Origin of the sequence: Sphingopyxis sp. OPL5 (assembly GCF_003797775.2) — a bacterium.
In the GTDB taxonomy this organism is placed as follows: domain Bacteria; phylum Pseudomonadota; class Alphaproteobacteria; order Sphingomonadales; family Sphingomonadaceae; genus Sphingopyxis.
Window position 1 is genome coordinate 741,467 of sequence record NZ_CP060725.1, and the last position, 20,962, is coordinate 762,428.

Below are 20,962 nucleotides of genomic sequence, written 5' to 3' on the forward strand. Positions count from 1 at the left end.
GCGCGTCATTCCCCGACTCCGGCGATCAGGTCGCGCTGGTCCTTCCTGAGTTCGGGAAGGTCGCGCGCCAGCTTGGCCCAGAAGGCCGCCTCCTTCGCGTCGACCGGCACACCGTCGCCCTTCGCATAGGCGTCGGCGAGAATGGCGCGCGAGCCGGCGAAGCCCGCGCGGGCACCGACACCGCAATCCTCGATCGCGTCCTTTCGCGTCTTGTCGGCGAAATGCGCCTCGCACAGCCAGTGATTGCCCTCGGGATTGCCGCCGTCGGCGAGCGCGCGCAGTCGGGCCATGTTCGCGGTGCGCGTGTCGGGAAAATAGGTAAGCGCGAAAATCGCCGCCGGATGCCCTTTCGCCGCGGCTTCGGCGTACAGCGCCTGCGACCGGACGAAATCGGCGGGGCCGAAGGTGCCCACCGCGAGACGATAGGCCAGATGCGTCTTCGCCTTGGAAAATCCGGCATCCGACGAGGCGAGATAGAGGTCGTAGGCGCGCTTTACATCGTCCGGCGACGGATCATTCTCGAGTAGCAGATAGGCCAGTTCCTGCTGCCCGGCCGGGAACCCCTGCGCCGCCGATTGTTCGAGGTAGGCGCGGGCGCGCGGCAGGTCCTTCTTCACCCCGACGCCCAGCGAGAACATATAGCCCGCGAGATGCTGGGCGAGCGGGTGGCCACCGTCGGCGAGCGCGACCAGTTGGGCGGCGGGATGGCGTGCCAGCACGTCGGCGACGAGTATCGGTTCGTCCTCGATCGCCAGCCGGTCGAGCGAAATGTCCGCGAGCGGATCGGCCGCCGGTTTCGCCGGCCCCCGCGTTGCGCCCGCAGGCGGTGCCGCCGCCGTGACTGGCAACGCCGCGGCGGCGGCGCGCGCCTGCGGGACCTCGACCGGCGCGACGAGATAATAATCGTCGAACCAGCTGCCATAGTGAAAGGGCTGCTGCGGCCCGAGCTGCATGCCGAAGGTCGCCTTGTAGACGTCGCGCGACACGATCTTGAAATAGTCCGAAATTTCGAGCCCCGGGATTGCCAGCTGGTGCACCACGGCGGCGGCGAAGGGGCTGACCGGCGAGCCGACCGGTGCAAAATCGAGCGCGGGGCGGCCTTTCGCGGTCGAATAGAAGACGGCACCCTGCCCGATGTCGAGCAGACCGAGCGGCGCCGACCCCGCCACCCCCGCCGCTACATCGACATCCTCGACCCGCACCACGGGTTCGGTGGTGCGGCAGGCGTCAACGAACAACAGGGTGAAGGCGCCTTTGGGAACGACATGCTTCACCAGCGCCTCGATCGACAAATAGCGTTTTTCGACATCGGCGCGGCGCGTCGCTGGCGGCGCGTCCATCGGCACCAGCCAGTTGCGCCCGCCATATTCGAAGCCATGTCCGGCATAATAGATCAGCACCGATTTGGCGCCCCTGGCCTCGGCGGCAAAATCGTCGAGCGCCTTGTCGAGCGCCGCCTTGTCGGCGTTGCGGACGATCCGCGGCGCCATGCCGGCGCGTTCGAAGGCCTCGCAGACATAGTCGATGTCGTTGACCGCGTTCTTCAGCGACGGCCATTCGAAGTCATTATAGGCGCTGTTGCCGATGAGCAGCGCCACCCGCTCGCCCTTGAGCGGCGCGGTGCCGCAGGATTGCGCCGCAGCCGCCGGCGCGAGGCCGCCCAGCGCGAGAAGTCCGGCGACGAGCGCGATGATCCGCCTGACCTGTTTCATTCTGCCCCCTGTCCCGAGTCGCGGCGATCGATACCGCCGCACCGAAACCCCGGAAAACTGCCCAACTTCACACGCGATCGCATGTTCGACGGCAGCCCCGCGCCCCCGCTTCATGCCACCCGCGAGGGTAAGCCAGCGGGATATTGTAGGAAAGCGCTAACTGCCCTGTGTGCCGCATCACCCCCATCGACTGGACGATCGGCTAACAGCTGATACTCTGATCGGGTTCGAGGGAGTGACGATGATGCGAAGCCTGGCGATTGCAGCCGCCCTGTTGCTCTGCGGCACCGCGCACGCCGCGCCGGCCCGCACCCCGATGCCGCCGATCACCGACGCCCTGCTTCTCGACGGGCTGGAACTCGGGGAAGAGATCGAGGGCCGGGTCGATGGCGATCTCAATGGCGACGGCGATGCCGATACGGCGTTCGTGGTGGCGAGCCCCGACGCGCGGACGCTCTATGTCGTCCTGAGCTATCACGGCGAGGTCGACATGGGGCATGAACCCGCAGGCAATTTCCGCCTGGGTGCCGACCCGCTGGGCCCGGCGACGCTGTCGATCGACAAGGGCGTGCTGGTGGTCGAGGATCTGACCGGCGGCACCACCGCACTGTCGGCGACCTATCGCTATCGCGCGGACAAGAGCCGGCCGAAGATGCGGCTGATCGGGCTCGACACGACGGTGTACAGCCGCACTTACGCGCATGACGGCAATGCCATGAGTTGGAACCTCGTCACCGGCGAGGTCGAAACCAAGGCGCTGAAACTGACGGGCGAAGGAGAGAATGCCTCCTATGAGGACGCGTTCGTCCAGCGCTTCAAACGGCCGGGCAAGCCGGTCTTCATGGAAGACACGCCCGACCCCGAGGGGCAGCTGATCGCCTTTACGAAGGCGAAATAGGCCGTCCGCCTCGCGCTATTTGAGCAGCGCGGGAACGATCCACGCAACGGACATCACGACGATCGCCGCGATCAGCGAGAAGGCCAGCACATAGCGGACGTTGTGCCCCTTCACCCCGCCGCTGGCTTCCTCATCGGTCACTTCGACATGGTCATCGACGACTTTCATGGTCTTTCCCTTTCGTCCGATTGCGGATCAAACGCGGGAGCCGCCGACGCGGTTCCCGCACCGCTGGCGGGGAGAGGATGCCAGAGGGTCTGTAAGCCGGGTTCTGTCCACCCCTTGCGGGGATAGGCGATCATTCCTCTAGGCCGGCGGTTACCCGACGGCTCAAGCAGTCAACCCGGATGGCGAGACCGGAACCGGTCCTGAGTAACCTCGTGCCATCCCTATTCGACCTTGCTCCCGGTGGGGTTTGCCGTGCCGCGTCCGTTACCGTCCGCGCGGTGCGCTCTTACCGCACCCTTTCACCTTTCGCCGGGCCGAAGCCTTGGGCGGTCTCTTCTCTGTGGCACTTTCCCTGAACCTGTCCGAAGACAGGCCCGCCGGACGTTATCCGGCACCGTGGTTTCCGTGGAGCCCGGACTTTCCTCCCCCGGCGGGATACCCCACCGGCGGCGATCGCCCGACCCTCTGGCAAGAGTGGGTATAGGCTCAAATCGAGAGCAACGCCAGTTGTCCGTTCGTGTCGAGCGACGTCGAGACACGCTGCGTGCGGACACCGCCGATAGGCATCTCGACTTCGCTCGATGCGAACGGAAACAGAAAGTTACTAGTCGCCCTCGGGCTGGGGCAACAGCAGTGCGAGCAGGATCGCCCGGCATTCGCCGTCGATTGTGCCGTCGATCAATTCGGGGCGGAAGCGGCGCTGGAACGCCACCGTCGCCGCAAAGCCGTCGGTCACGTCGTAACCGAAACGTTCGAGCGCGAGCAGGAACCCCGCGTCGGTCCACAGCGGATCGGTCAGCTTCTTGGTCGGGCGCGGCAGCGCGAGACGGCGGCGCGCGAGTTCGTGCCAGGGGAAGAGTTCGCCCGGATCCTGCTTGCGCGTCGGCGCGATGTCCGAATGGCCGACGACATTGCCGCGGGTGACCTCGTGCCGGTCCTTGATCATATGGACGAGGCGGACGACCGAGACGACCTGCGGGTCGGGAAAGGGCACATAGCCATGCTCATGCCCCGGGTTGACGATCTCGATCCCGACGCTCGCCGAATTGATGTCGCTCGTCCCGCGCCAGTGCGCGCGCCCGGCGTGCCAGGCGCGCTTGTCCTCGGGCACCATATGGGTGATCTGGCCGTCCTCGCTGACGACATAGTGCGCCGACACCTTTGACGCAGGATCGGCAAGCCAATCAATGGCTTCGGCACCGCTCTTCATACCGGTATAATGAAGTATGATCATCGAGACCGGCAGCACGCGCTCGTCGAAATTGGGAGACCAGCGTTCGATAAAATCGCTCATGCGTGTCGCGGCCCAATCGTTGCAAACCCGCCCTCACCTGCGCCAGCCCCGCGCAAATTGCAAGGCGGGTTCAGGCGGCGGCCACGCGCCGCACCTGCTGGTCGGCGGGTTCGTAGAGGCCGCGCAGCCGCGGGCTCGCGACATATTGGTCGGTCTGGCCGAGCACCGTCTCGCCCGCGCCGAGCACGAGGAAGCTTTGCGGGGCCGCCATCGCGCGCATCCGCGCAAAGGCTTTCTGCCGCATCGGCAGCGCGAAATAGAGCAGCAGGTTGCGGCAGAAGATGAGGTCGGCGGGGCTCGCGAGCGGCGGCCGGTCGGTGAGCATGTTCTGTACCGAAAAATCGATCCGGCGGCGCAGGTCGGCCTTCGCCAGCCAGCCCGCCTCGGTCTGGTCGAACCAGCGCACCATGCGCTGCACCGGCAGCCCGCGCTGGATTTCAAACTGGCTGTACAGCCCGACGCGCGCGCGGCTGATCGCGTGATAGCTGACGTCGGTGCCGACGATGTCGACCTGCCACCCCGCCCATTTCGCTTCTTGCTCGGCGAGCAGCATCGCCAGCGAATAGGCCTCCTGCCCGGTCGATACGCCGCAATGCCAGATGGTGATGCGCCGCTTGTCGGCGTTTATGACGCGAAGTTGTTCAAGCGCCGTCTTCGCAATGTCATCGAACACGCTGTGTTCGCGATAGAAAAATGTCTCGTTGTTGAGCATCGCGTCGACCGTATCGTCGAGCAGCTGGCGGCTGTTCGAGGTCACCAGCGCCGCGACCAGCGCGTCGAGATCGGCGATGCCATGGCGCTGCATCACCGGTTTCAGCGACATTTCGATGCGCCAGATACGGCTCGGCGACAATGTCTGGCCGGTGCGCGATTCGAGCACCCCCATCAGGATGCGATAGGCCGATTCGCTCGCCGTCCCGCCCATCATGACCGGACCCGCCCTTTCAGGAAGCTGCCGAGCATCAGCGCGATCGCATCGGGATTGAGCGTCGCGGCGGCGATCCCCGCCTTGGCGACCGCGCCGGGCATGCCCCAGATGACGCAGCTTTCGGGCGCCTGCGCAAAGATCGTCCCGCCCGCCGCCTTCAGCCGCGCCGCACCGTCGGCGCCGTCGCGGCCCATGCCGCTGAGCACCACCGCCGCCGCGCGTCCGCCATAGACGTCGGCGAGCGAATCGAACATCGGGTCGGCCGAGGGACAGCAACCATTAGCGACCGGACGCCGGTCGAGCGCGATTTCACGGCGGCGCCCGCTGGCGACGACGATCAGATGCGCGTCGCCCGGCGCGAGGTAGATATGATTTTTTTCCACCACCATGCCCGCCGCCGCGACGACGACCTTGCGCGTCGTCATCGTCGCGATCTGTTTGGCGTAAAATTCCATGAAGGCGTCGGGCAGATGCTGGGTGAGCAGGATCGGCGCGGTGATGCGCGGGTCGAGATGTTTCAGGAAGCTGGTGAAGGCGGGAATGCCGCCGGTCGAGGCGGCGACCGCGATGCATTCGAGCGGCTGGTCGGTCTCGATCGCGATCGGCACGGGCGCCGGCACCGGGCGCGCCGCGGCGCGGATCTCGATGGGGGCGATCGACGGCAGGTGGCCCAGCGTGCGGATGCGGTCGGTCAGCACTTCGGCGAACCGTCCCGAAAAGCTGCCGCGGCCGGGCTTGGCGAGCGTGTCGCTGGCACCAAGCGACAACGCCTCGATCGCCGCGGGTCCGCCCTCGATGCAGTTCGACGAGAGGATCAGCACGCGCGCCTTTTCGGCGCGTTCGAGCATCAGCGGCAGCGCGGTGATGCCGTTCATTCCCGGCATTTCGATGTCGAGCACGACGACATCGACGGGTTCGCGGGCCAGAAAAGCGAGCGCGTCCTGCGCCGAGGCGATCGACGCGCAAACGGTCAGGCCGTCGGTCTGGTCAATGATCCGTTCGAGGATACTGCGTACGACAAGGCTGTCGTCGACGAGCATGACGCGGACGTTGCGCGCCGCCGGCATTGGCGCATCCGCGGCGCCTTCGCGCGCCAGGGGTCGGGAAAACGCCACCCGCCGCGCCTCAGGCGACGCCGACGAGCTGCAATTTTCCTTCGAGCGTTTCGCGGTCGAACGGCTTCATCACATATTCGTCGGCCCCCGCCTCGATCGCGGCACGGATATGGTCGATGCTGTTTTCGGTGGTGCAGAATACGACACGGGGGCGTTCTTCGCGCCCATAGTCGAGATCGTTGAACGCCCCCAGAAATTCCATGCCGCTCATCACGGGCATGTTCCAGTCGAGCAGGATCACGTCGGGACGATTGGCGCGGCAAAAGGTCAGCGCCTCCTGCCCGTCCGCGGCCTCGTCGACTGAAAAGGCCATGCCTTCGAGAATGTGGCGTGCGACCTTGCGGATCACTTTGCTGTCATCGACTACCAGACAGGATTTCGACATAAATTTACTCCGACCCCCGGGTGATGGAACCACCCTAAAGGCAAAGGGGTGTTCAGCCCGTTAATGTCAGGCCGCCCTGGCGACCGGCAACGTGATGAAATGCGACGGGTCGACGACGAGCAGCGAGGCGCCCTCATGCTCGATCATCGCATCGGCGACGCGTGCCCAGCCGGGCAGCAGCCGTCCGGTGACCCGCGTCTCGGGCGCGTCGATGAAACAGACGTCCTCGATCGCGTCGGCGAGCAGCGCATAACCATGGTCGGCGACATCGACGACGATCACCCGCTGCCCCGGCGCGACGGCCGTCGGCGGCAGGCCGATCACGACATGCGGATCGATGAGCGTGAAGACGCGGCTGCGCAGCGCGAACAGGCCCGCGACATGCGGCGGTGCCGCGGGGACATGAACGGGAGTTCCCACCGTCACCACCGAATTGATCGCGCGGCTGCGCAATGCGACGCGCGTGTCGGCGATGCGCGCGATCAAATAGAGTTTTTCCATCATGAACCGGCTCCTGCGACGCGGGTGCGCAGCGCTTCGAGCAGCGCGCCGCGGTCGTAACGATAGATGCTGTCGTCGTCGGGGCCCGTCGCCGCAACCGACGACCGCAGGCGGACGAGCGGGACGTCGGCGGCAACCGGCGCCGACTGTTCGTCGACGAGGCAAAGCTGGACGTCGGGGCGTTCGCCATCGGCGGTCTCGTCGCCGCTGACGACGCGGTAGCCCGCGCCGCGCAGGATCGGCGCGAGGAAGTTCGTCGCCCAGCCGTCGGCATCGTCGGACAGGCGGCAAAGCGGCTGACGGAGCAGCGGCGCGGCCTGGCCGGCACCATATTGCGCCATCAGCCAGAAAGGATCGATCAGTTCGACCGGCTCACCGCCGATCAGCACGACCCCGGCGATCAGCCCCGGCGCCGTCGCGGGCTGGACCGCATCGGGCAGGCGAACGATGTCGATCACCGCCGCGATCGGGTAGCAGAGCACCGACCGGCCGTCGTGGAGGCGGAGCAGCTTGACCGCTTCGGGGCCGGCGGGAACCACGGCGGCGTGGACCGGGAATATCTCGGTACCGATCTGCGCCTTTACCGCGCCCGCGCTTTCGAACAGCGCCGACGCCGGCACTTCCTCGACGCGTTCGATCACCGACAGGCGAACTCCGCGCGTGCGGCCGCCGGCCTCGCGGAACAGCAGCAATTGCGCCGCATCACGCGCGGCGGCGGCTTCGGCCGCAGCCTCGGCGCTCGCATCGTGGATGCGGCCCGCTTCGGACGCGTCGACCCCGGCGGCCGCGAGCAGCCCCTGGACATCGAGCAGCAGCACCGGGCGGCCATTATCGGGCAGGGTCGTCCCGGCATAAAGGCCGGTCGCCATGATCATCGGCGCCGCGGGCTTGATCACCAGTTCCTCATGGTCGTGGATGGCCGCGACGCTCAGCGCATAGCTGTGCCCCTGCCCCGGCCGGACGAGGATGATCGCGCGGTCGTCCTGGTCCTCGCTGTCGTCGACGGTGCAGCCAAGGACATGTTCGAGCCGCAGGAGCGGAAATTGCTCGCCGCGCACGGTCGCCAGCTCGCCGCCGCCAACACGGTCGATGCGGACCGAATCGCTCGTTTCGAGCAGGATCTCGCGCACCGAACCCCTGGGAATCGCAAAATATTGGCCCGACGCACGAACCATCAGGCCGGAGATGATCGTGAGGGTCATCGGGACGCGCAGCACGATGGTCAGGCCGCGGCCCTCCTCGTTGCGCAGTTCGACGACGCCGCCGATCTTTTCGAGGTTCGCCTTGACGATATCCATGCCGACACCGCGGCCCGAGATCGCCGTGATTTTCGCCGCGGTCGAGAAACCGGGACGGAAGATGAGTTCGAGCTTTTCGCGCGGGGTCAGCGTCTTGGCCTCGGCGGCGCCGATGACCCGCGCCGAAATCGCCTTGGCGACCAGCGCGTCGGGGGACAGCCCGCGACCGTCGTCGCGCACCACGATCTCGATCTGGTTGCCCGACTGGCGCGCCGACACGTCGATGCTTGCGTGGATGCCCTTGCCCGCGGCGACGCGCTCGTCGAGCGGCTCGATGCCATGGTCGATCGCGTTGCGGACGATGTGGATCAGCGGGTCGCGGATATTCTCCATCATCTCGCGGTCGAGTTCGACCTCGCCGCCGCTGGTCGAGAAGCGTATCTTCTTGCCGAAATCCTGCGCGAGGTCGCGGACGATGCGCGGCAAGGGCGAAAAGAGCTTGTCGATGCGCTGCATGCGCATCTGGCTGACCGACTGGCGCATGCCGGCGATCGAATCGGACAGGCGGTCGAAGGAGGCGATCACCGACGCGTCGGCGCCCGATTCGCGCAGCAGGCGCGCAAATTCGTTACGCGCGAGCACGATGTCGGTGACCCCGGTCATCACGCTGTCGAGCAAAGGCAGCGGCACCCGGATCGAGCGCCAGCTCTGCAGTTCGGCGTTGATGTCTTCGTCGGTCAGCGCGGCAACGGGTTCGGAGGGCACGGCCGGTGCGGCAGGGCCTTGGTCGACAGCCACCAGTGCGCCGATCACATCGCTATCGTCGCCCTGCGGTTCCTTGCCGCTGTTGCCGAGCGCCGCGCAAAGGCTCGACAGGCGGTCAACGATCGCGAGCACCGCGGTGACGAGCGCGGCGTCGGCGGCACGATTGCCGCGGCGGACCTGATCGAGCGCATCCTCGGCGGCGTGCGACAGCGCGGTGACGCGCGGCAATGACAGGAAACCCGAGCTGCCCTTGATCGTATGGACAAGGCGAAAAATCGCGTCGAGTCCGGCGCGATCGGCGGGGTCGGCTTCCCAGGCGACGAGCGCGCCGCCGGCCTCGGCCAATATTTCTGCCGTTTCGGCGAGAAAATCGTTGAGCAGATCGTCCATCACGTTGTCGGTGCGCCCCAAAATTCTGAGGCTTCACCATGAAGGACAATGGTTAACGGAGCGTTTGCTCGCGCCCGAAATCAGCCGCGCAGGACGGCCCCGACGAGCAGCGAGGTCGGCGTCTCGCGCGCCAGCATGACGGTGCCGCCATTCTGCGCCGCGACCGCCTGTACCAGGATCGCCGGCGCGGTGCGCGAGGTCATCGGGCTCGCGCCCTCGCCTTCGGCCAATATGCGTTCGACATCGGCGTCGAGGAAGATGCGCTCGGCCTCGACGTGCAGCGCGATTTCGATGCCCCCGCCCTGATTCTCGCACCCGATGTCGAGCCGCCCGCCGCGCACCAGCGCGTCGACCAGCAGCAGCGCGAGGTTGAGGACGATCTTCACCGCGGGCTTGGGCAGCGGCTCGGCGCCGATCATCCAGTTGAGGTCGATCGCGCGATCGCCGATGATCCCCTGGATCGCCGATCTCGCCTCATCGGCGGGCACCAGCTCGCCGAAACCGCCCGCCGATCCGAAGGCGAGACGAAAGAATTTCAGCTTGTTCGCCGACGTCCGCGCGCTCTGTTCGAGCAGTTCGGTGACGCGCGCGCGCATTTCGGGGTCGCGTTCATCGGCGAGCAGTTCGAGGCCGTTGGCGAAAGCCCCGACCGGGCTGAGAAGGTCGTGACACAGGCGCGATGCCAGCATCGAGGCGAAATCGACGCGATCGTCGGACATGGATGGCTATGCTCCCCGCGGATCCGGCAGTTTCCGGCTGGCTGCTCCTAGGGCAGGCATAGCGACCAGTGCAAGGCTTGTGCGTCGTGCGGGGCTTGCGGAGCGATGCGAGCGATGCAAGACAGGGCCATGTTCAAGCTCGGCCTCATCGATCGCACGCGCAGGATGTTTGCGGAGCAATTCGAGGCCGACGGCGACGGCTTTTTGTATCGAAAATACCGCAAGGGCGCCCCTATTCGCGTGACCCCGCGGGAGCGCGATGATTTCGTATCTGCCTTCGAACGCGACTATCCGCGCGCCTATCTTGCCATGATCGCCGGCGCCGTCGTTACATTGCTAGGGTTGGTGACGATCGCGGTCGTCATCGAACGCGATCTCGCGAAACCGGTCATCTACGCAGCGGTGGGAAGCGTGTCGGCGCTCTTCCTGATCGCCCATCTTCAGGTCTGGAGCGCACCCGCCCGGGCGCTGGAACGCCGGCCAGCAGTGGGCCAGGAACGATCGCGCGCCGAAATGCGCGACATCATGACCGCCGGCACCAGCTATCGCTATTATGTCATGATGCTGACGCTGTTCCTCCTGTTGCTCTTCAGTTTCACCTTTCGGACCGAGGCTTTCAGCGGCGAGGACATATTCCTGATCGCCTTCTACGTCTTTGCGTCGGCAATGATCGCGTCGTTGATCCTCCGAAAATGGCGCTTCGACCGGCGAAACCGCACCTCCTGAAGCCTCCCCCGCCCCCTTGAATTTCGGCGCCCCGAAACCACATTCGAACCAATGCAGGGGGACGACCAAGTTTTGACCGTGGCGCTCGGCGATAGCGCCGCCGGCTTGCGCCTCGACCGGGCGCTGGCCGAAGCCCTGCCCGACCTGTCGCGCGAACGATTGAAGACGCTGATCAAGGGCGGCCGCGTCGCCCGCGGCGACGGCACGATCCTCTGGGACCCCTCGGCGAAGGCCGCGCCGGCGACGCTCGAGCTGCGCCTGCCCAAGCCCGCGCCCGCGCATAATGTGGCGCAGGACCTGGGCCTCGTCATCGCCTATGAGGACGAGCATCTGATCGTCGTCGACAAGCCCGCGGGACTCGTCGTCCATCCGGCGGCAGGCAATTTCGACGGCACGCTGGTCAACGCCCTGCTCCACCATTGCGCCGGGCAATTGTCGGGCGTTGGCGGGGTCGCGCGGCCGGGGATCGTCCACCGCATCGACAAGGACACCAGCGGGCTGATCGTCGCCGCCAAGCACGACAAGGCGCACGAAGGCCTGGCGAAGCAATTCGCCGCGCACAGCATCGACCGGCGTTATCTGGCGCTCGCCACCGGCCGCCCGATGCCGGCGAACGGCACCGTCAACGCCGCGCTCGGGCGTTCAGCGACCAACCGCAAGAAGATGGCGGTGGTCGCCGAGGACCGCGGCAAGCATGCGATCACCCATTATCGCACGGTCGAGCCGCTAAAGGGCGCGACGCTGATCGAATGCCGGCTGGAGACCGGGCGCACCCACCAGGTGCGCGTTCATATGATGCATATCGGTCACCCTTTGGTCGGCGATCCGGTCTATGGCCGCGCCAAAAAGCCACTGTCGGACGTACTGAAAGCGCGGAATTTCACGCGCCAGGCATTGCACGCCGCCCATTTGGGCTTTATTCATCCGGTGACCGGTAACGTCATCGCGCTCGACAGCGAAATACCCCCCGATATGCGGGAACTGATCGACATATTGCGCGTTTAGGTTTCGAATGAAAATCTATTTTGACCGCGGGACCCAACTGCGGCATTCATGGTTCAAGGATTTAAGGGAAGACGCTCTCCAATGGCTAACAAAAGCAATGTTCCCGCGACGGTGCCGGCGCTTGGCGGCGAAGCCAGCCTCAACCGGTATTTGTCCGAAATTCGCAAATTCCCGCTGCTCACCCCCGAGCAGGAGTTCATGCTCGCCAAACGTTTCCAGGAACATGGCGACAATGAAGCCGCGGCGCAGCTCGTCACCAGCCATCTGCGGCTCGTGGCGAAGATCGCCATGGGCTATCGCGGCTATGGCCTGCCGGTCAGCGAGCTGATCAGCGAAGGCAATATCGGCCTGATGCAGGGGGTGAAGAAGTTCGACCCCGATCGCGGCTTCCGCCTCGCGACCTACGCGATGTGGTGGATCCGCGCCTCGATCCAGGAATTCATCCTGCGCTCGTGGAGCCTCGTCAAAATGGGCACCACCGCGGCGCAGAAGAAGCTGTTCTTCAACCTCCGCCGGATGAAGAACCAGCTCGAAGCGTTCGAGGACGGCGACCTGACGCCCGAACATCTGACCAAGATCGCGACCGACCTCGGCGTCACCGAGGACGAGGTCACCAGCATGAACCGCCGCATGGCGATGGGCGGCGACACGTCGCTCAACGTGCCGATGGGCGAGGATGGCGACAGCCAGTGGCAGGATCTGCTCGGCGATGAAGGCCCGTTGCAGGACGAGCGCGTTGCCGAAGCGCAGGAGCGCGACGTGCGCCACTCGCTGCTCAACGAGGCGCTCGACACGCTGGGTGAGCGCGAACGCCACATCCTGACCGAGCGCCGCCTGACCGACGATCCCAAGACGCTCGAGGATTTGAGCCAGGTCTATGACGTCAGCCGCGAACGCGTCCGCCAGATCGAGGTGCGCGCGTTCGAAAAGCTGCAGAAAGCGATGCTCAAGCTCGCGGGCGACCGGCGGTTGGTCGGCGCCTGACCGGGCGCAGGAAATCGGGGCGACACGACCGGGCTTTTCCGGATGAAGGAGTGTTTGCCATGCGTTTCCTGACCCTCGCCGCCGCGGCCCTCGCCATCGCCCTGCCCGTCACCGCCGCCGAAGCTCCGGCGAAGGTGACGGTCGAGATGGCGAATTTCAGCTACACCCCCGCCGACCTGCATCTGCACGCCGGACACAGCGTGACGATCCATTTCGTCAACACCGGGTCGGGCGGGCACGACTTCACCGCCGAAGAATTTTTCGCGGCGGCGATGATGGACGCCGCCAATCGCGCGCACGTCGGCGGCGCCAAGGGCCGCGTCTCGCTCGGCAAGGGCGAAAGCGCCGATGTGACGCTGGTCCCGAAGGCCGGCACATACAAGGTCCATTGCTCGCACTTCATGCATTCAACGATGGGCATGACGGGCAAGATCATCGTCGACTGACCGCCCCCATCAAAACCACCACCGTCAAAAACGCCGGACATAACCCGCATAGAGTTCGACATCGGGGCTGTCGCGATTCAGGCCCGTATTGACGCCGACATCCCACTGGCTCTCGGCGTCGGGCTGCCAGCCCAGCGACAGGCCCGCGAGCGCCTCGGTGCTGCGCCCGCCGGGGTCGTCGTCGCGCGTGAGGGATAGTTCGGCGGCCGCCGACACATCGTCCGACACATCGAAACCCAGCCCGACCACCGTGCCATAGGCCAGATGGCGACCGTCGCCATCGGCATCGACCGCCGCGTCGACATGCGGCGTCAGTCCGAGCGAGACCGCCCCCAGATCGAAGCTGGCGGGCACCAGCAGCCCCGCGCCCCAATCGCCCGCGCCGACGCCCGCACCGCCCACCGGCAGGGTCGCATAGGGCATGACGGCGATCGAGAACCCCGAGCCATCGGGATTGCGCAAGTTCTGGCGTAGCGCGAGCGTGACGTCCCCGGTTCGTATCGTGCTGCTGGTGTGGCCCGTCGCCCGATCGCGCTCGCGCACATGGCCGAGCATCGTCCAGCCGACCTGCAACTCCAGCGACGGGGTGAGGCCCGCGCGAAGCAATGCATCGCCGAACACCCAGCTGTCGGTCCGGCTATCCGCGCCGCGATCGAGCGTCCAGTCGGCGAGACCGATCTCCAGCATCGTCCGGCCCTCATCGACCGTGCAGGCCGGCGTGCCAAGCCCCGGGCGGTCGGGACAAAGGTCGCGTGCCTCCGCCGCAAAAGCCGGCGCACTCAACGCGACGGCGGCGAACAGCATGATCTGCCGCAGTGGCATCCTATTCCCCTTCGTGTCCGGCCGGTCTTTCTTGTCCCGGAAAGCGCGATTGCAATCAAGCCCGCTTGCCTCGCCGCGACGAGCGGCTAGTTTGCCGCGCATGGCAACGAAGACCCGCGCGTCGAAGCGCAAACTCCCCTGGTATCTGCGGCCGTTCAAATGGCTGCTGTGGTTCATCATCCTGTCGGCCCTGTGGGTGCTGATATACGCCGTCGTGCCACCGCCAGTGACGGTGACGATGCTGACCGACGGCAATGGCATTACCAAGGACTGGACCAGCCTGTCGAACATCGACCGCAACATGGTCGGCGCCGCGATCGCCGCCGAGGACGGGAAATTCTGCAGCCATGACGGCTTCGACCGCGACGCGATCGAGCAGGCGATCGAGCGCAATGCCAAGGGCAAGCGCCTGCGCGGCGGATCGACGATCAGCCAGCAGACCGCGAAGAACGTGTTTCTGTGGCAGGGCAGCGGCTGGACGCGTTACGTCCGCAAGGTTCCCGAAATCTGGTTCACCTTCCTGATCGAAAAACTGTGGAGCAAACGGCGGATCATTGAGGTCTATCTCAACGTCGCCGAAACCGGCCTCGGCACCTATGGCGTCGAAGCCGGGGCGCAGCGCTATTTCAAACATGGCGCGGGCAAGCTGACCCCGTCCGAGGCCGCGCGCATCGCCGCGATCCTGCCCTTGCCCAAGAAGCGCGAGGCGATCAGCCCGTCGGGCTTCACCCGCCGTTACGGCAACACGATCCGCGCGCGCATCGGGGTTGTCCGGCGCGAGGGGCTGGATGCCTGCATCTACAAATAGACGCCGCTCACCACCTGGAGGTCAATGGCGGCTTGGGATGGTAAGCGGACACTCCGGCACAACCCGTTCCCCGGCGAAGGCCAGGGAACGGGTCCGATAGGCCCACTATCGCCCGAAACCAGCCATTCCCTTTTCGTCCAGGTCGCCTGCGGCGGCCCTATTCCGACGCGTCGCGCGCCGCGTCGGCGACCAACAGTCCGCCGACCACGAGGACCGCGACGACACCGATCGCGATGCCCACCTCGGTCGAGAGATTGTTCCGCTGTTTCCGCTCGATCGGACGGCCGTTGAGCAACAGACTCTGTTCGCCGTCGAGCGCGATGCCGATCCGGCTTTCAAAGCGCCGCACTTCGCGATCCGACTGGCGGCTGCCGTCGATGTTGATGGTGTCGCGCGCGAGACGCAGTTCGAGGCGCGGTGCCTCCTTATGCCGGCCGCCGCCCAAAGGCAGCGTGAAGCCAACGCCAACGATGCCCTCGGCACGACCGAGCCCCTGATCGCGAAAACCCCCGGACTGGGCCAAGGCAGGCGTCGTCAGCGCCGCGGTGAGCAGCATCGCGATTATCGTTCGCATATCGTCCATCCCCCATGTTCGCCCTGATTCACTCTATGTTAAAAATATATAACATGGAGTCAATTGGAATTTACATTGTTGGCGCTTGCGCGTCCCGCCTACGCCGGTTTCCAGCTCTTTCGCTCTTCGGCCTGTTTAAGCACTTCGAACGCCGCCTGCCCCGCCGCGAAGCGCTTCGCGGCCTCCGCGTCGCCGGGCTTGACGTCGGGATGGCATTCCTTGGCGAGGCCCCGCCACGCCTTCTTCGTCGCCTCGAAATCGGCGTCGGGTTCGAGGTCCAATATTTCGAGCGCGCGCATCTCGTCGGCGCTACGGCTGCCGTCGCCCGACCCGCCCCATTCATAATGCTGGGCGCGGGCGTAGCTGCGCGCGCCGCGCGCTTCGTCGGCGGCGCGTTCGGCGGCATCCTCGGCGCTCAGCCCTTCGAAATAGTCCCAACCGCGATTATATTCGGCGGCGTGGGTTTCACAGAAATACCAGCGATCGGGGCTGTTCGGCGACTTGGGCGCGGGGCAGTTGCCGGGGTTGGTGCAGCCGTGCCGGTCGCACAGGCGAACCTTCTGCGCCTCGCGCGACGACCCATAGGGGCGCCAGCGGGGGAAACCCCAGTCGTCGGATCTTTTGGCGCGGCTCATCCGACCCCATGTAGCAACCGGGGTCCGAAATGGCTAGCCGAGCGGGCCGAATGCCGCTGAAAAAAGCGCTTTCCTAAAAAAGATCGCTGTGCGAGCATCCGCTGCCTGGCTCTTTCGATCGTGCATGTCCCGGTGATTTGTCACGCGTCGCCCATCACCGCTTAAAGCGACAAAGGAGACAGTTTCGATGCGCACATGCGTATCTTTTGTCGCTTTAGGACTTCAATTCTTCGGTTGATACCCGAACGCCTTGTGCGCCAGCTTGACCGTCGCGGGGTCGAGGTCGGGCGGGGTCATCGGCACCGCGGCCTCGAGCGTGTCGGCGATGTGGGTCAATGCGGCGATGCGTCCCGCCTTCTTGTTGTTGCCGTCGATCACCGTCCACGGCGCCCAACGTGTGTTGGTCTGCGCAAACATGTCGTGCATCGCGGCGAGATAGTCGGCGCGGCGCGCGCGGTTGCGATAATCGTCGGCGCCGGTCTTCCACCGCTTCCACGGATCGTCGAGCCGGTCGGCGAAGCGCTTGTCCTGTTCGTCCTGCGTGATGTGGACGAACAGCTTGACCAGATGCGTCTTCGACCCGGTCAGTTGCGCCTCGAACTCGTTGATCTCGTCGTAACCCTTGCGCCATTCGCCTTCGCTCGCATAACCCTCGACGCGCTCGACGAGGACGCGGCCGTACCAGCTGCGGTCGAAGATCGACAATTCGCGGTTTCCCGGCAGCCGTTTCCAGAAACGCCAGAGGAAATGGCGCGATTTTTCCTCGTCGGTCGGCGCGCTGATCGGCCAGACTTCGAAATATCGCGGGTCGAGCTGCGCCGCGAGGCGGGTGATGATCCCGCCCTTGCCGGCCGCATCCCAGCCTTCGAACATGATGACGCTGCGCTGGCCGTGGGTGATATGCGCCGCCTGGATGCGTTCGAGCCGCCCCTGCAGCGCGGCGAGATCCTCGCCATAATCGCCATCATATTTGGCACCGGATTCGAAGTCGGACAGGTCGATGGTCATCGCGCGACCTTAGCCCGGTCGATGCGCGATCACCAAGCGCCCGTTGCACCGCTGTCGCCCTTTGGCACAGCGCAGCGAGCGTTTGTTACTGCCCGGCCATATAGGCTTGTCGCGCGTCCCAGTCGGCAAGCGCGCGGCGATGGCGGTCGATACGCGCCAGCCCCTCGCCGATGTCGCGGTTTTTCGACCCCAGGCGCTGCGCCTGCCCGTACCAGTCGATCGCGGCGGTGAAATCGCGTCGCGCCTCGGCGCAGAGGCCGAGGTTGAAGGCAAGCGCCGCGGTCGGCTCGACATCGCGTCCGATCGCCGCCCAACTGTCGCAGGCACCCGCCTCGTCGCCCTTGGTCTGGCGGATCGCGGCTTTGAACGCCTCCGCCGCCGCCTTGGGCAGGCCCTTGCGATTTTCCTCGACGCGGACGTCTTCGGAAAAGCCGCTCGGCGCGAAGTCGCGGCGGATGGTCCCGACCTGCGCCTTCAACGTCGTTTCGACGAACGCATCGACGGTGCGGCTCGCCTTGCGGTCGGGGCAATAGACGAGTTCGTCGCGCGCACTCAGCGGGCGTGTATAGCGCACGCTGCCGTCGCCCATCGCGACCAGCCGGACATTGGTGCTGACCGTCGCCACCCGGCGTCGGCAGCGCATGTCATATTCCTCTTCCTTCAGGCATTTATTCTTGTCGGCGGGGTCCTGTTCAACGCAGCGCTTGCGCTTCTCGGTCGTGGCGGTTTCGTCGACCCCGACGCGAACATTGCCGGTGACCAGCGCATCGGTCGGCACCCCCGATTCGGGCGCAACCACCCGGAAATAGGGCCGGCCGCCAAAGCGAACGCCAGCGAGTTCGCTTTCCAGCGCCTGTGACAGGATGCTGCCGTCCTCGCCCTCGAAGCGGTCGACTGCGATACTGACCAGATCGTTGACGTTGGGGCTTCCGGCCGGGTTGGCACCCGCGATCGTCAGCGTCTCCGCCGTTGCGGGAACCGCACTACAGACCAGCGCACCGGCCAGTATCCATCGCGAATGGCTCATCATTTCCCCCCGACGCCCATCGACCCGCTGCCGGGCTATCGCAGCCCGCCAAGCGAGTCAAAGTTCGGTGGCGATGAAGTCGGCCAGGCGCTCGGGCGCTTCCATCGGGATGAAATGGCTGAGTTCGGCCCAATGCTCGTCGCGCACTGCGCCGAGCGAAGCGCCCAGGCCGGGCGATGTCGGGCTGACGGAAAAATCGAGAGTGCCTGCGCGCTCGCCGGTCTTGGCACGGATCACGCTGATCGGCGCCGAAATCCCACCAAACCAGCGATGGGGGTCGGTACGCAGCGCGTTGAGATAGACCGACGCCTCCAACGCGGGCGGGCAAGCCAGTTCCCACCCCTCGCCATCCGCAGCGGGAAGCAATCCAAACCGGCAATAATCGGCGAGCGCTTCGGCCCGCCAATGCGCATAGGGCGGACGCGTAGCGAAGTGCGCGGCCATCGCCTCCCAGCCATCCCAGCGATTCCGCCGCCGCGCCACCGGATGCTCGGCGGGGTCGGGAACGGGTTGCCCGACTGCTTCGGCATAAAATTCGGGCGGCATGATCACGGGATCGACCAGAATCAGGTGACGGAAAGCCTGCGGCCGCTCGGCGGCCAGCCGTGTGAGCAGGTAACCGCCCATGCTGTGCCCGCAGCCGACGAACGTCGTTCCCGCAAAACGGTCGATCAGCGGCAACAGGAAATCGGTCGTTGCCGCCCAGTCGGACAGCGAAGCCGGCTTTGCGCTGCGCCCGTGACCGCGGCTGTCGGGCGCCACCACATGCGTCCCGGCCGGGAGCGCCGCAACGACCTGATCCCACAGCCGGGCATGAAAGCCCGTCGCGTGGAGCAGCAGCACCGATGGTCGGTCGGTGGGCTCGCCCCATTCGAACCAGCAAATGTCGCCATCCGGCGTCGACAGCCGGTGCTCCCGCGCCGCCGACGTCATGCTCAGCCCTTCGGCCCGTCCACGATGCGGATGCCGAGTTCCTTGAGTTGCTTGTCGCTGACTGGCGCCGGGGCCTGCATCATCAGGTCCTCGGCCTTCTGCGTCATCGGGAAGACGATGACTTCGCGGATGTTGGGCTCGTCCGCGAGCAACATCACGATGCGATCGACGCCCGGCGCCGAGCCACCGTGCGGCGGCGCGCCGAATTTGAACGCGTTGATCATGCCGGCGAAATTGGTGTCGACATCGGCTTGGCTGTATCCGGCGATTTCAAAGGCCTTATACATGATGTCCGGCCGATGGTTCCGGATCGCGCCCGACGACAGTTCGACGCCGTTGCAGACGATGTCGTACTGATACGCCAATATGTCGAGCGGGTCCTTCGAGGTCAGTGCCTCCAACTCGCCCTGCGGCATGCTGAAGGGATTGTGGCTGAAGTCGATCTTGCCGGTTTCCTCGTCGGCCTCGAACATCGGGAAGTCGACGATCCAGCAGAATTCGAAGCGCGACTGGTCGATCAGTTCCAGCTGCTCGGCGACACGCGTGCGGGCGAGTCCGGCGAGCTTGGTGGCCTGCGCCTCCTTGCCGGCCGAGAAGAATATCCCGTCGTTCGGCCCAAGACCGAGCGCGTCGGCGATCGCCTTCATGCCCTCCTGCCCGTGATTGTTCGCGATCGGCCCGCCGAACACGCCGTCCTTCTGCGTTGCATAGCCAAGGCCGGGGAAACCTTCGGACTGCGCCCACGAGTTCATTTCGTCGAAGAACTTACGGCTCTTTTCAGCCGTGTTCGGCGCGGGCACCGCCCGGACGACGTCGCCCGCCTCGACCATCGACGCAAAGCGGCCGAAACCCGATCCCTTGAACAGGTCGGACACGTCGGTGATCAGCAACGGGTTACGCAGATCGGGCTTGTCGTTGCCGTATTTCGCCATCGATTCCCGGTATGGGATGCGCTTGAACGGCAGCGGCGACACGGTGCGCCCCTTGCCCTGCCAGTCGGCGAATTCTTCGAACACGCCATGCAGCACGGGCTCGATCGCGGCGAACACGTCGTCCTGGGTGACGTAGCTCATCTCGAAATCGAGCTGGTAGAATTCGCCGGGCGAACGGTCGGCGCGCGCATCCTCGTCGCGGAAGCAGGGGGCGATCTGAAAATATCTGTCGAACCCGGCGACCATCAGCAGCTGCTTGAACATCTGCGGGGCCTGCGGGAGGGCATAGAATTTGCCCGGATGGACCCGCGACGGGACCAGATAGTCGCGCGCGCCCTCCGGCGATGACGCCGTCAGAATCGGCGTCTGGAATTCGGTAAAGCCCTGCCCAATCATTCGGCGGCGAAGGCTGGAAATCACGTTCGAGCGCAGCATGATGTTGGCGTGAAGTCGCTCGCGCCGCAAATCGAGGTAGCGGTAGCGCAGGCGGATATCCTCGGGATATTCGGTATCGCCGAACACCGGCAGCGGCAGCTTGTCGGCCGACGACTGGACGACGATCTCGCTGGGATAGATTTCGATCTCGCCGGTCGGCAGTTTCGGATTGATCGTCTCGGGCGAGCGTGCGGAAACCTTGCCCGTCACCGTCAGCACCGACTCCGGTCCGGCCGCATCGACGATCGGGAACAGCTTCGACCCGGTCTCGACGATGATCTGGGTCACGCCGTAATGGTCGCGCAGATCGACGAACAGCACGTTCGCATGTTCACGCGTGCGATGGATCCAGCCCGACAGGCGGACCTCTTGCCCGACTTCGGCGGCGGTCAAGGCGGCACAGGTGTGCGTACGATAGGCGTGCATTTTTTCGTCTTTCAATCGTCGGGGAGCGCGGGCGAAAGCCGCACCGATATGGCCGCGCCTAAGGCAGGGCGACGCGCCATTTGTCAAG

Annotated in this window: 22 protein-coding genes and 1 other RNA gene; 6 read left to right on the forward strand and 17 right to left on the reverse strand. The window is 65.6% G+C overall.

All coding sequences use genetic code 11. From position 1 onward, the window contains the following. Positions 1-5: 5 nt before the first annotated feature. Complete coding sequence (locus EEB18_RS03610) at positions 6-1,712, reverse strand: caspase family protein (protein ID WP_187139430.1); 1,707 nt, start codon at positions 1,710-1,712, stop codon at positions 6-8. A gap of 241 nt (positions 1,713-1,953) precedes the next feature. Between EEB18_RS03610 and EEB18_RS03615 the strand changes: the two genes are divergently transcribed. Continuing rightward, positions 1,954-2,610 carry a hypothetical protein gene (locus EEB18_RS03615; protein ID WP_187139429.1) on the forward strand — a complete coding sequence of 219 codons (657 nt, stop codon included), beginning with the start codon at positions 1,954-1,956 and terminating at the stop codon, positions 2,608-2,610. A gap of 15 nt (positions 2,611-2,625) precedes the next feature. On the opposite strand, the gene EEB18_RS03620 is transcribed toward EEB18_RS03615, so the two are convergent. The 9 genes from EEB18_RS03620 to EEB18_RS03660 form a co-directional block, all read right to left on the reverse strand. After that, positions 2,626-2,778 (reverse strand): hypothetical protein, encoded by a 153-nt coding sequence (locus tag EEB18_RS03620; protein ID WP_187139428.1) that lies wholly within the window; start codon positions 2,776-2,778, stop codon positions 2,626-2,628. A 76-nt stretch (positions 2,779-2,854) separates the two neighbouring features. Further along, positions 2,855-3,247: RNase P RNA component class A (rnpB, locus tag EEB18_RS03625), an RNA gene on the reverse strand. Between the two features lie 135 nt (positions 3,248-3,382). Further along, entirely contained in the window at positions 3,383-4,072 is a 690-nt protein-coding gene (locus EEB18_RS03630) for an N-acetylmuramoyl-L-alanine amidase (RefSeq protein WP_187139427.1), read from the reverse strand. Between the two features lie 70 nt (positions 4,073-4,142). Continuing rightward, the gene (locus EEB18_RS03635; RefSeq protein ID WP_056349626.1) at positions 4,143-5,000 is read right to left on the reverse strand and encodes a CheR family methyltransferase; all 858 of its coding nucleotides are present in this window, start codon (positions 4,998-5,000) and stop codon (positions 4,143-4,145) included. Further along, positions 4,997-6,067: a chemotaxis-specific protein-glutamate methyltransferase CheB gene (cheB, locus tag EEB18_RS03640; RefSeq protein ID WP_187139426.1), complete on the reverse strand. Its 1,071-nt coding sequence runs from the start codon at positions 6,065-6,067 to the stop codon at positions 4,997-4,999. Before cheB ends, EEB18_RS03635 begins: the two co-directional genes overlap by 4 nt. A 58-nt stretch (positions 6,068-6,125) precedes the next feature. Next, positions 6,126-6,500 carry a response regulator gene (locus EEB18_RS03645; RefSeq protein ID WP_056349620.1) on the reverse strand — a complete coding sequence of 125 codons (375 nt, stop codon included), beginning with the start codon at positions 6,498-6,500 and terminating at the stop codon, positions 6,126-6,128. A gap of 66 nt (positions 6,501-6,566) precedes the next feature. Further along, positions 6,567-7,004 carry a chemotaxis protein CheW gene (locus EEB18_RS03650; RefSeq protein WP_262408102.1) on the reverse strand — a complete coding sequence of 146 codons (438 nt, stop codon included), beginning with the start codon at positions 7,002-7,004 and terminating at the stop codon, positions 6,567-6,569. Then, the gene (locus EEB18_RS03655; protein ID WP_262408103.1) at positions 7,001-9,415 is read right to left on the reverse strand and encodes a chemotaxis protein CheA; all 2,415 of its coding nucleotides are present in this window, start codon (positions 9,413-9,415) and stop codon (positions 7,001-7,003) included. Before EEB18_RS03655 ends, EEB18_RS03650 begins: the two co-directional genes overlap by 4 nt. Positions 9,416-9,474: 59 nt before the next feature. Further along, the gene (locus EEB18_RS03660; protein ID WP_187139425.1) at positions 9,475-10,113 is read right to left on the reverse strand and encodes a histidine phosphotransferase family protein; all 639 of its coding nucleotides are present in this window, start codon (positions 10,111-10,113) and stop codon (positions 9,475-9,477) included. A gap of 114 nt (positions 10,114-10,227) precedes the next feature. Here EEB18_RS03660 and EEB18_RS03665 point away from each other — a divergent pair, with 114 nt between their 5' ends. The 4 genes from EEB18_RS03665 to EEB18_RS03680 all read left to right on the forward strand — a co-directional run bounded on the left by EEB18_RS03665 (position 10,228) and on the right by EEB18_RS03680 (position 13,274). Further along, positions 10,228-10,839, forward strand: coding sequence for a hypothetical protein (locus EEB18_RS03665; protein WP_187139424.1), 612 nt, complete (start codon positions 10,228-10,230; stop codon positions 10,837-10,839). A gap of 51 nt (positions 10,840-10,890) precedes the next feature. Then, positions 10,891-11,844 (forward strand): RluA family pseudouridine synthase, encoded by a 954-nt coding sequence (locus EEB18_RS03670; protein WP_187139423.1) that lies wholly within the window; start codon positions 10,891-10,893, stop codon positions 11,842-11,844. A gap of 81 nt (positions 11,845-11,925) precedes the next feature. After that, positions 11,926-12,828 carry an RNA polymerase sigma factor RpoH gene (gene rpoH / locus EEB18_RS03675; protein WP_056349598.1) on the forward strand — a complete coding sequence of 301 codons (903 nt, stop codon included), beginning with the start codon at positions 11,926-11,928 and terminating at the stop codon, positions 12,826-12,828. 59 nt (positions 12,829-12,887) lie between these two features. After that, the gene (locus tag EEB18_RS03680) at positions 12,888-13,274 is read left to right on the forward strand and encodes a cupredoxin domain-containing protein (protein WP_187139422.1); all 387 of its coding nucleotides are present in this window, start codon (positions 12,888-12,890) and stop codon (positions 13,272-13,274) included. Between the two features lie 24 nt (positions 13,275-13,298). Here the strand turns inward: EEB18_RS03680 and EEB18_RS03685 are convergent, their stop codons facing one another. Beyond that, positions 13,299-14,096, reverse strand: a complete 798-nt coding sequence (locus EEB18_RS03685) for a transporter (RefSeq protein ID WP_187139421.1) — start codon at positions 14,094-14,096, stop codon at positions 13,299-13,301. 100 nt (positions 14,097-14,196) lie between these two features. On the opposite strand from EEB18_RS03685, the gene mtgA reads away from it, so the two are divergent. Further along, positions 14,197-14,904 (forward strand): monofunctional biosynthetic peptidoglycan transglycosylase, encoded by a 708-nt coding sequence (gene mtgA, locus EEB18_RS03690; protein WP_187139420.1) that lies wholly within the window; start codon positions 14,197-14,199, stop codon positions 14,902-14,904. A 157-nt stretch (positions 14,905-15,061) separates the two neighbouring features. On the opposite strand, the gene EEB18_RS03695 is transcribed toward mtgA, so the two are convergent. From EEB18_RS03695 to aspS, 6 genes are all read right to left on the reverse strand, one after another. Further along, a complete protein-coding gene (locus EEB18_RS03695) occupies positions 15,062-15,478 on the reverse strand; it encodes a hypothetical protein (RefSeq protein ID WP_187139419.1) in 417 nt (138 codons plus the stop codon). Positions 15,479-15,576: 98 nt separating this feature from the next. Continuing rightward, entirely contained in the window at positions 15,577-16,113 is a 537-nt protein-coding gene (locus EEB18_RS03700) for a J domain-containing protein (protein ID WP_187139418.1), read from the reverse strand. Between the two features lie 222 nt (positions 16,114-16,335). After that, positions 16,336-17,121 carry a polyphosphate kinase 2 family protein gene (locus tag EEB18_RS03705; RefSeq protein ID WP_187139417.1) on the reverse strand — a complete coding sequence of 262 codons (786 nt, stop codon included), beginning with the start codon at positions 17,119-17,121 and terminating at the stop codon, positions 16,336-16,338. An 85-nt stretch (positions 17,122-17,206) separates the two neighbouring features. After that, entirely contained in the window at positions 17,207-18,148 is a 942-nt protein-coding gene (locus EEB18_RS03710) for a hypothetical protein (RefSeq protein WP_187139416.1), read from the reverse strand. Positions 18,149-18,205: 57 nt separating this feature from the next. Next, on the reverse strand, positions 18,206-19,081 hold the full coding sequence (locus EEB18_RS03715; protein WP_187139415.1) for an alpha/beta fold hydrolase: 876 nt from the start codon (positions 19,079-19,081) through the stop codon (positions 18,206-18,208). A 2-nt stretch (positions 19,082-19,083) separates the two neighbouring features. Continuing rightward, a complete protein-coding gene (aspS, locus tag EEB18_RS03720; protein WP_056349573.1) occupies positions 19,084-20,874 on the reverse strand; it encodes an aspartate--tRNA ligase in 1,791 nt (596 codons plus the stop codon). Positions 20,875-20,962 lie beyond the last annotated feature (88 nt).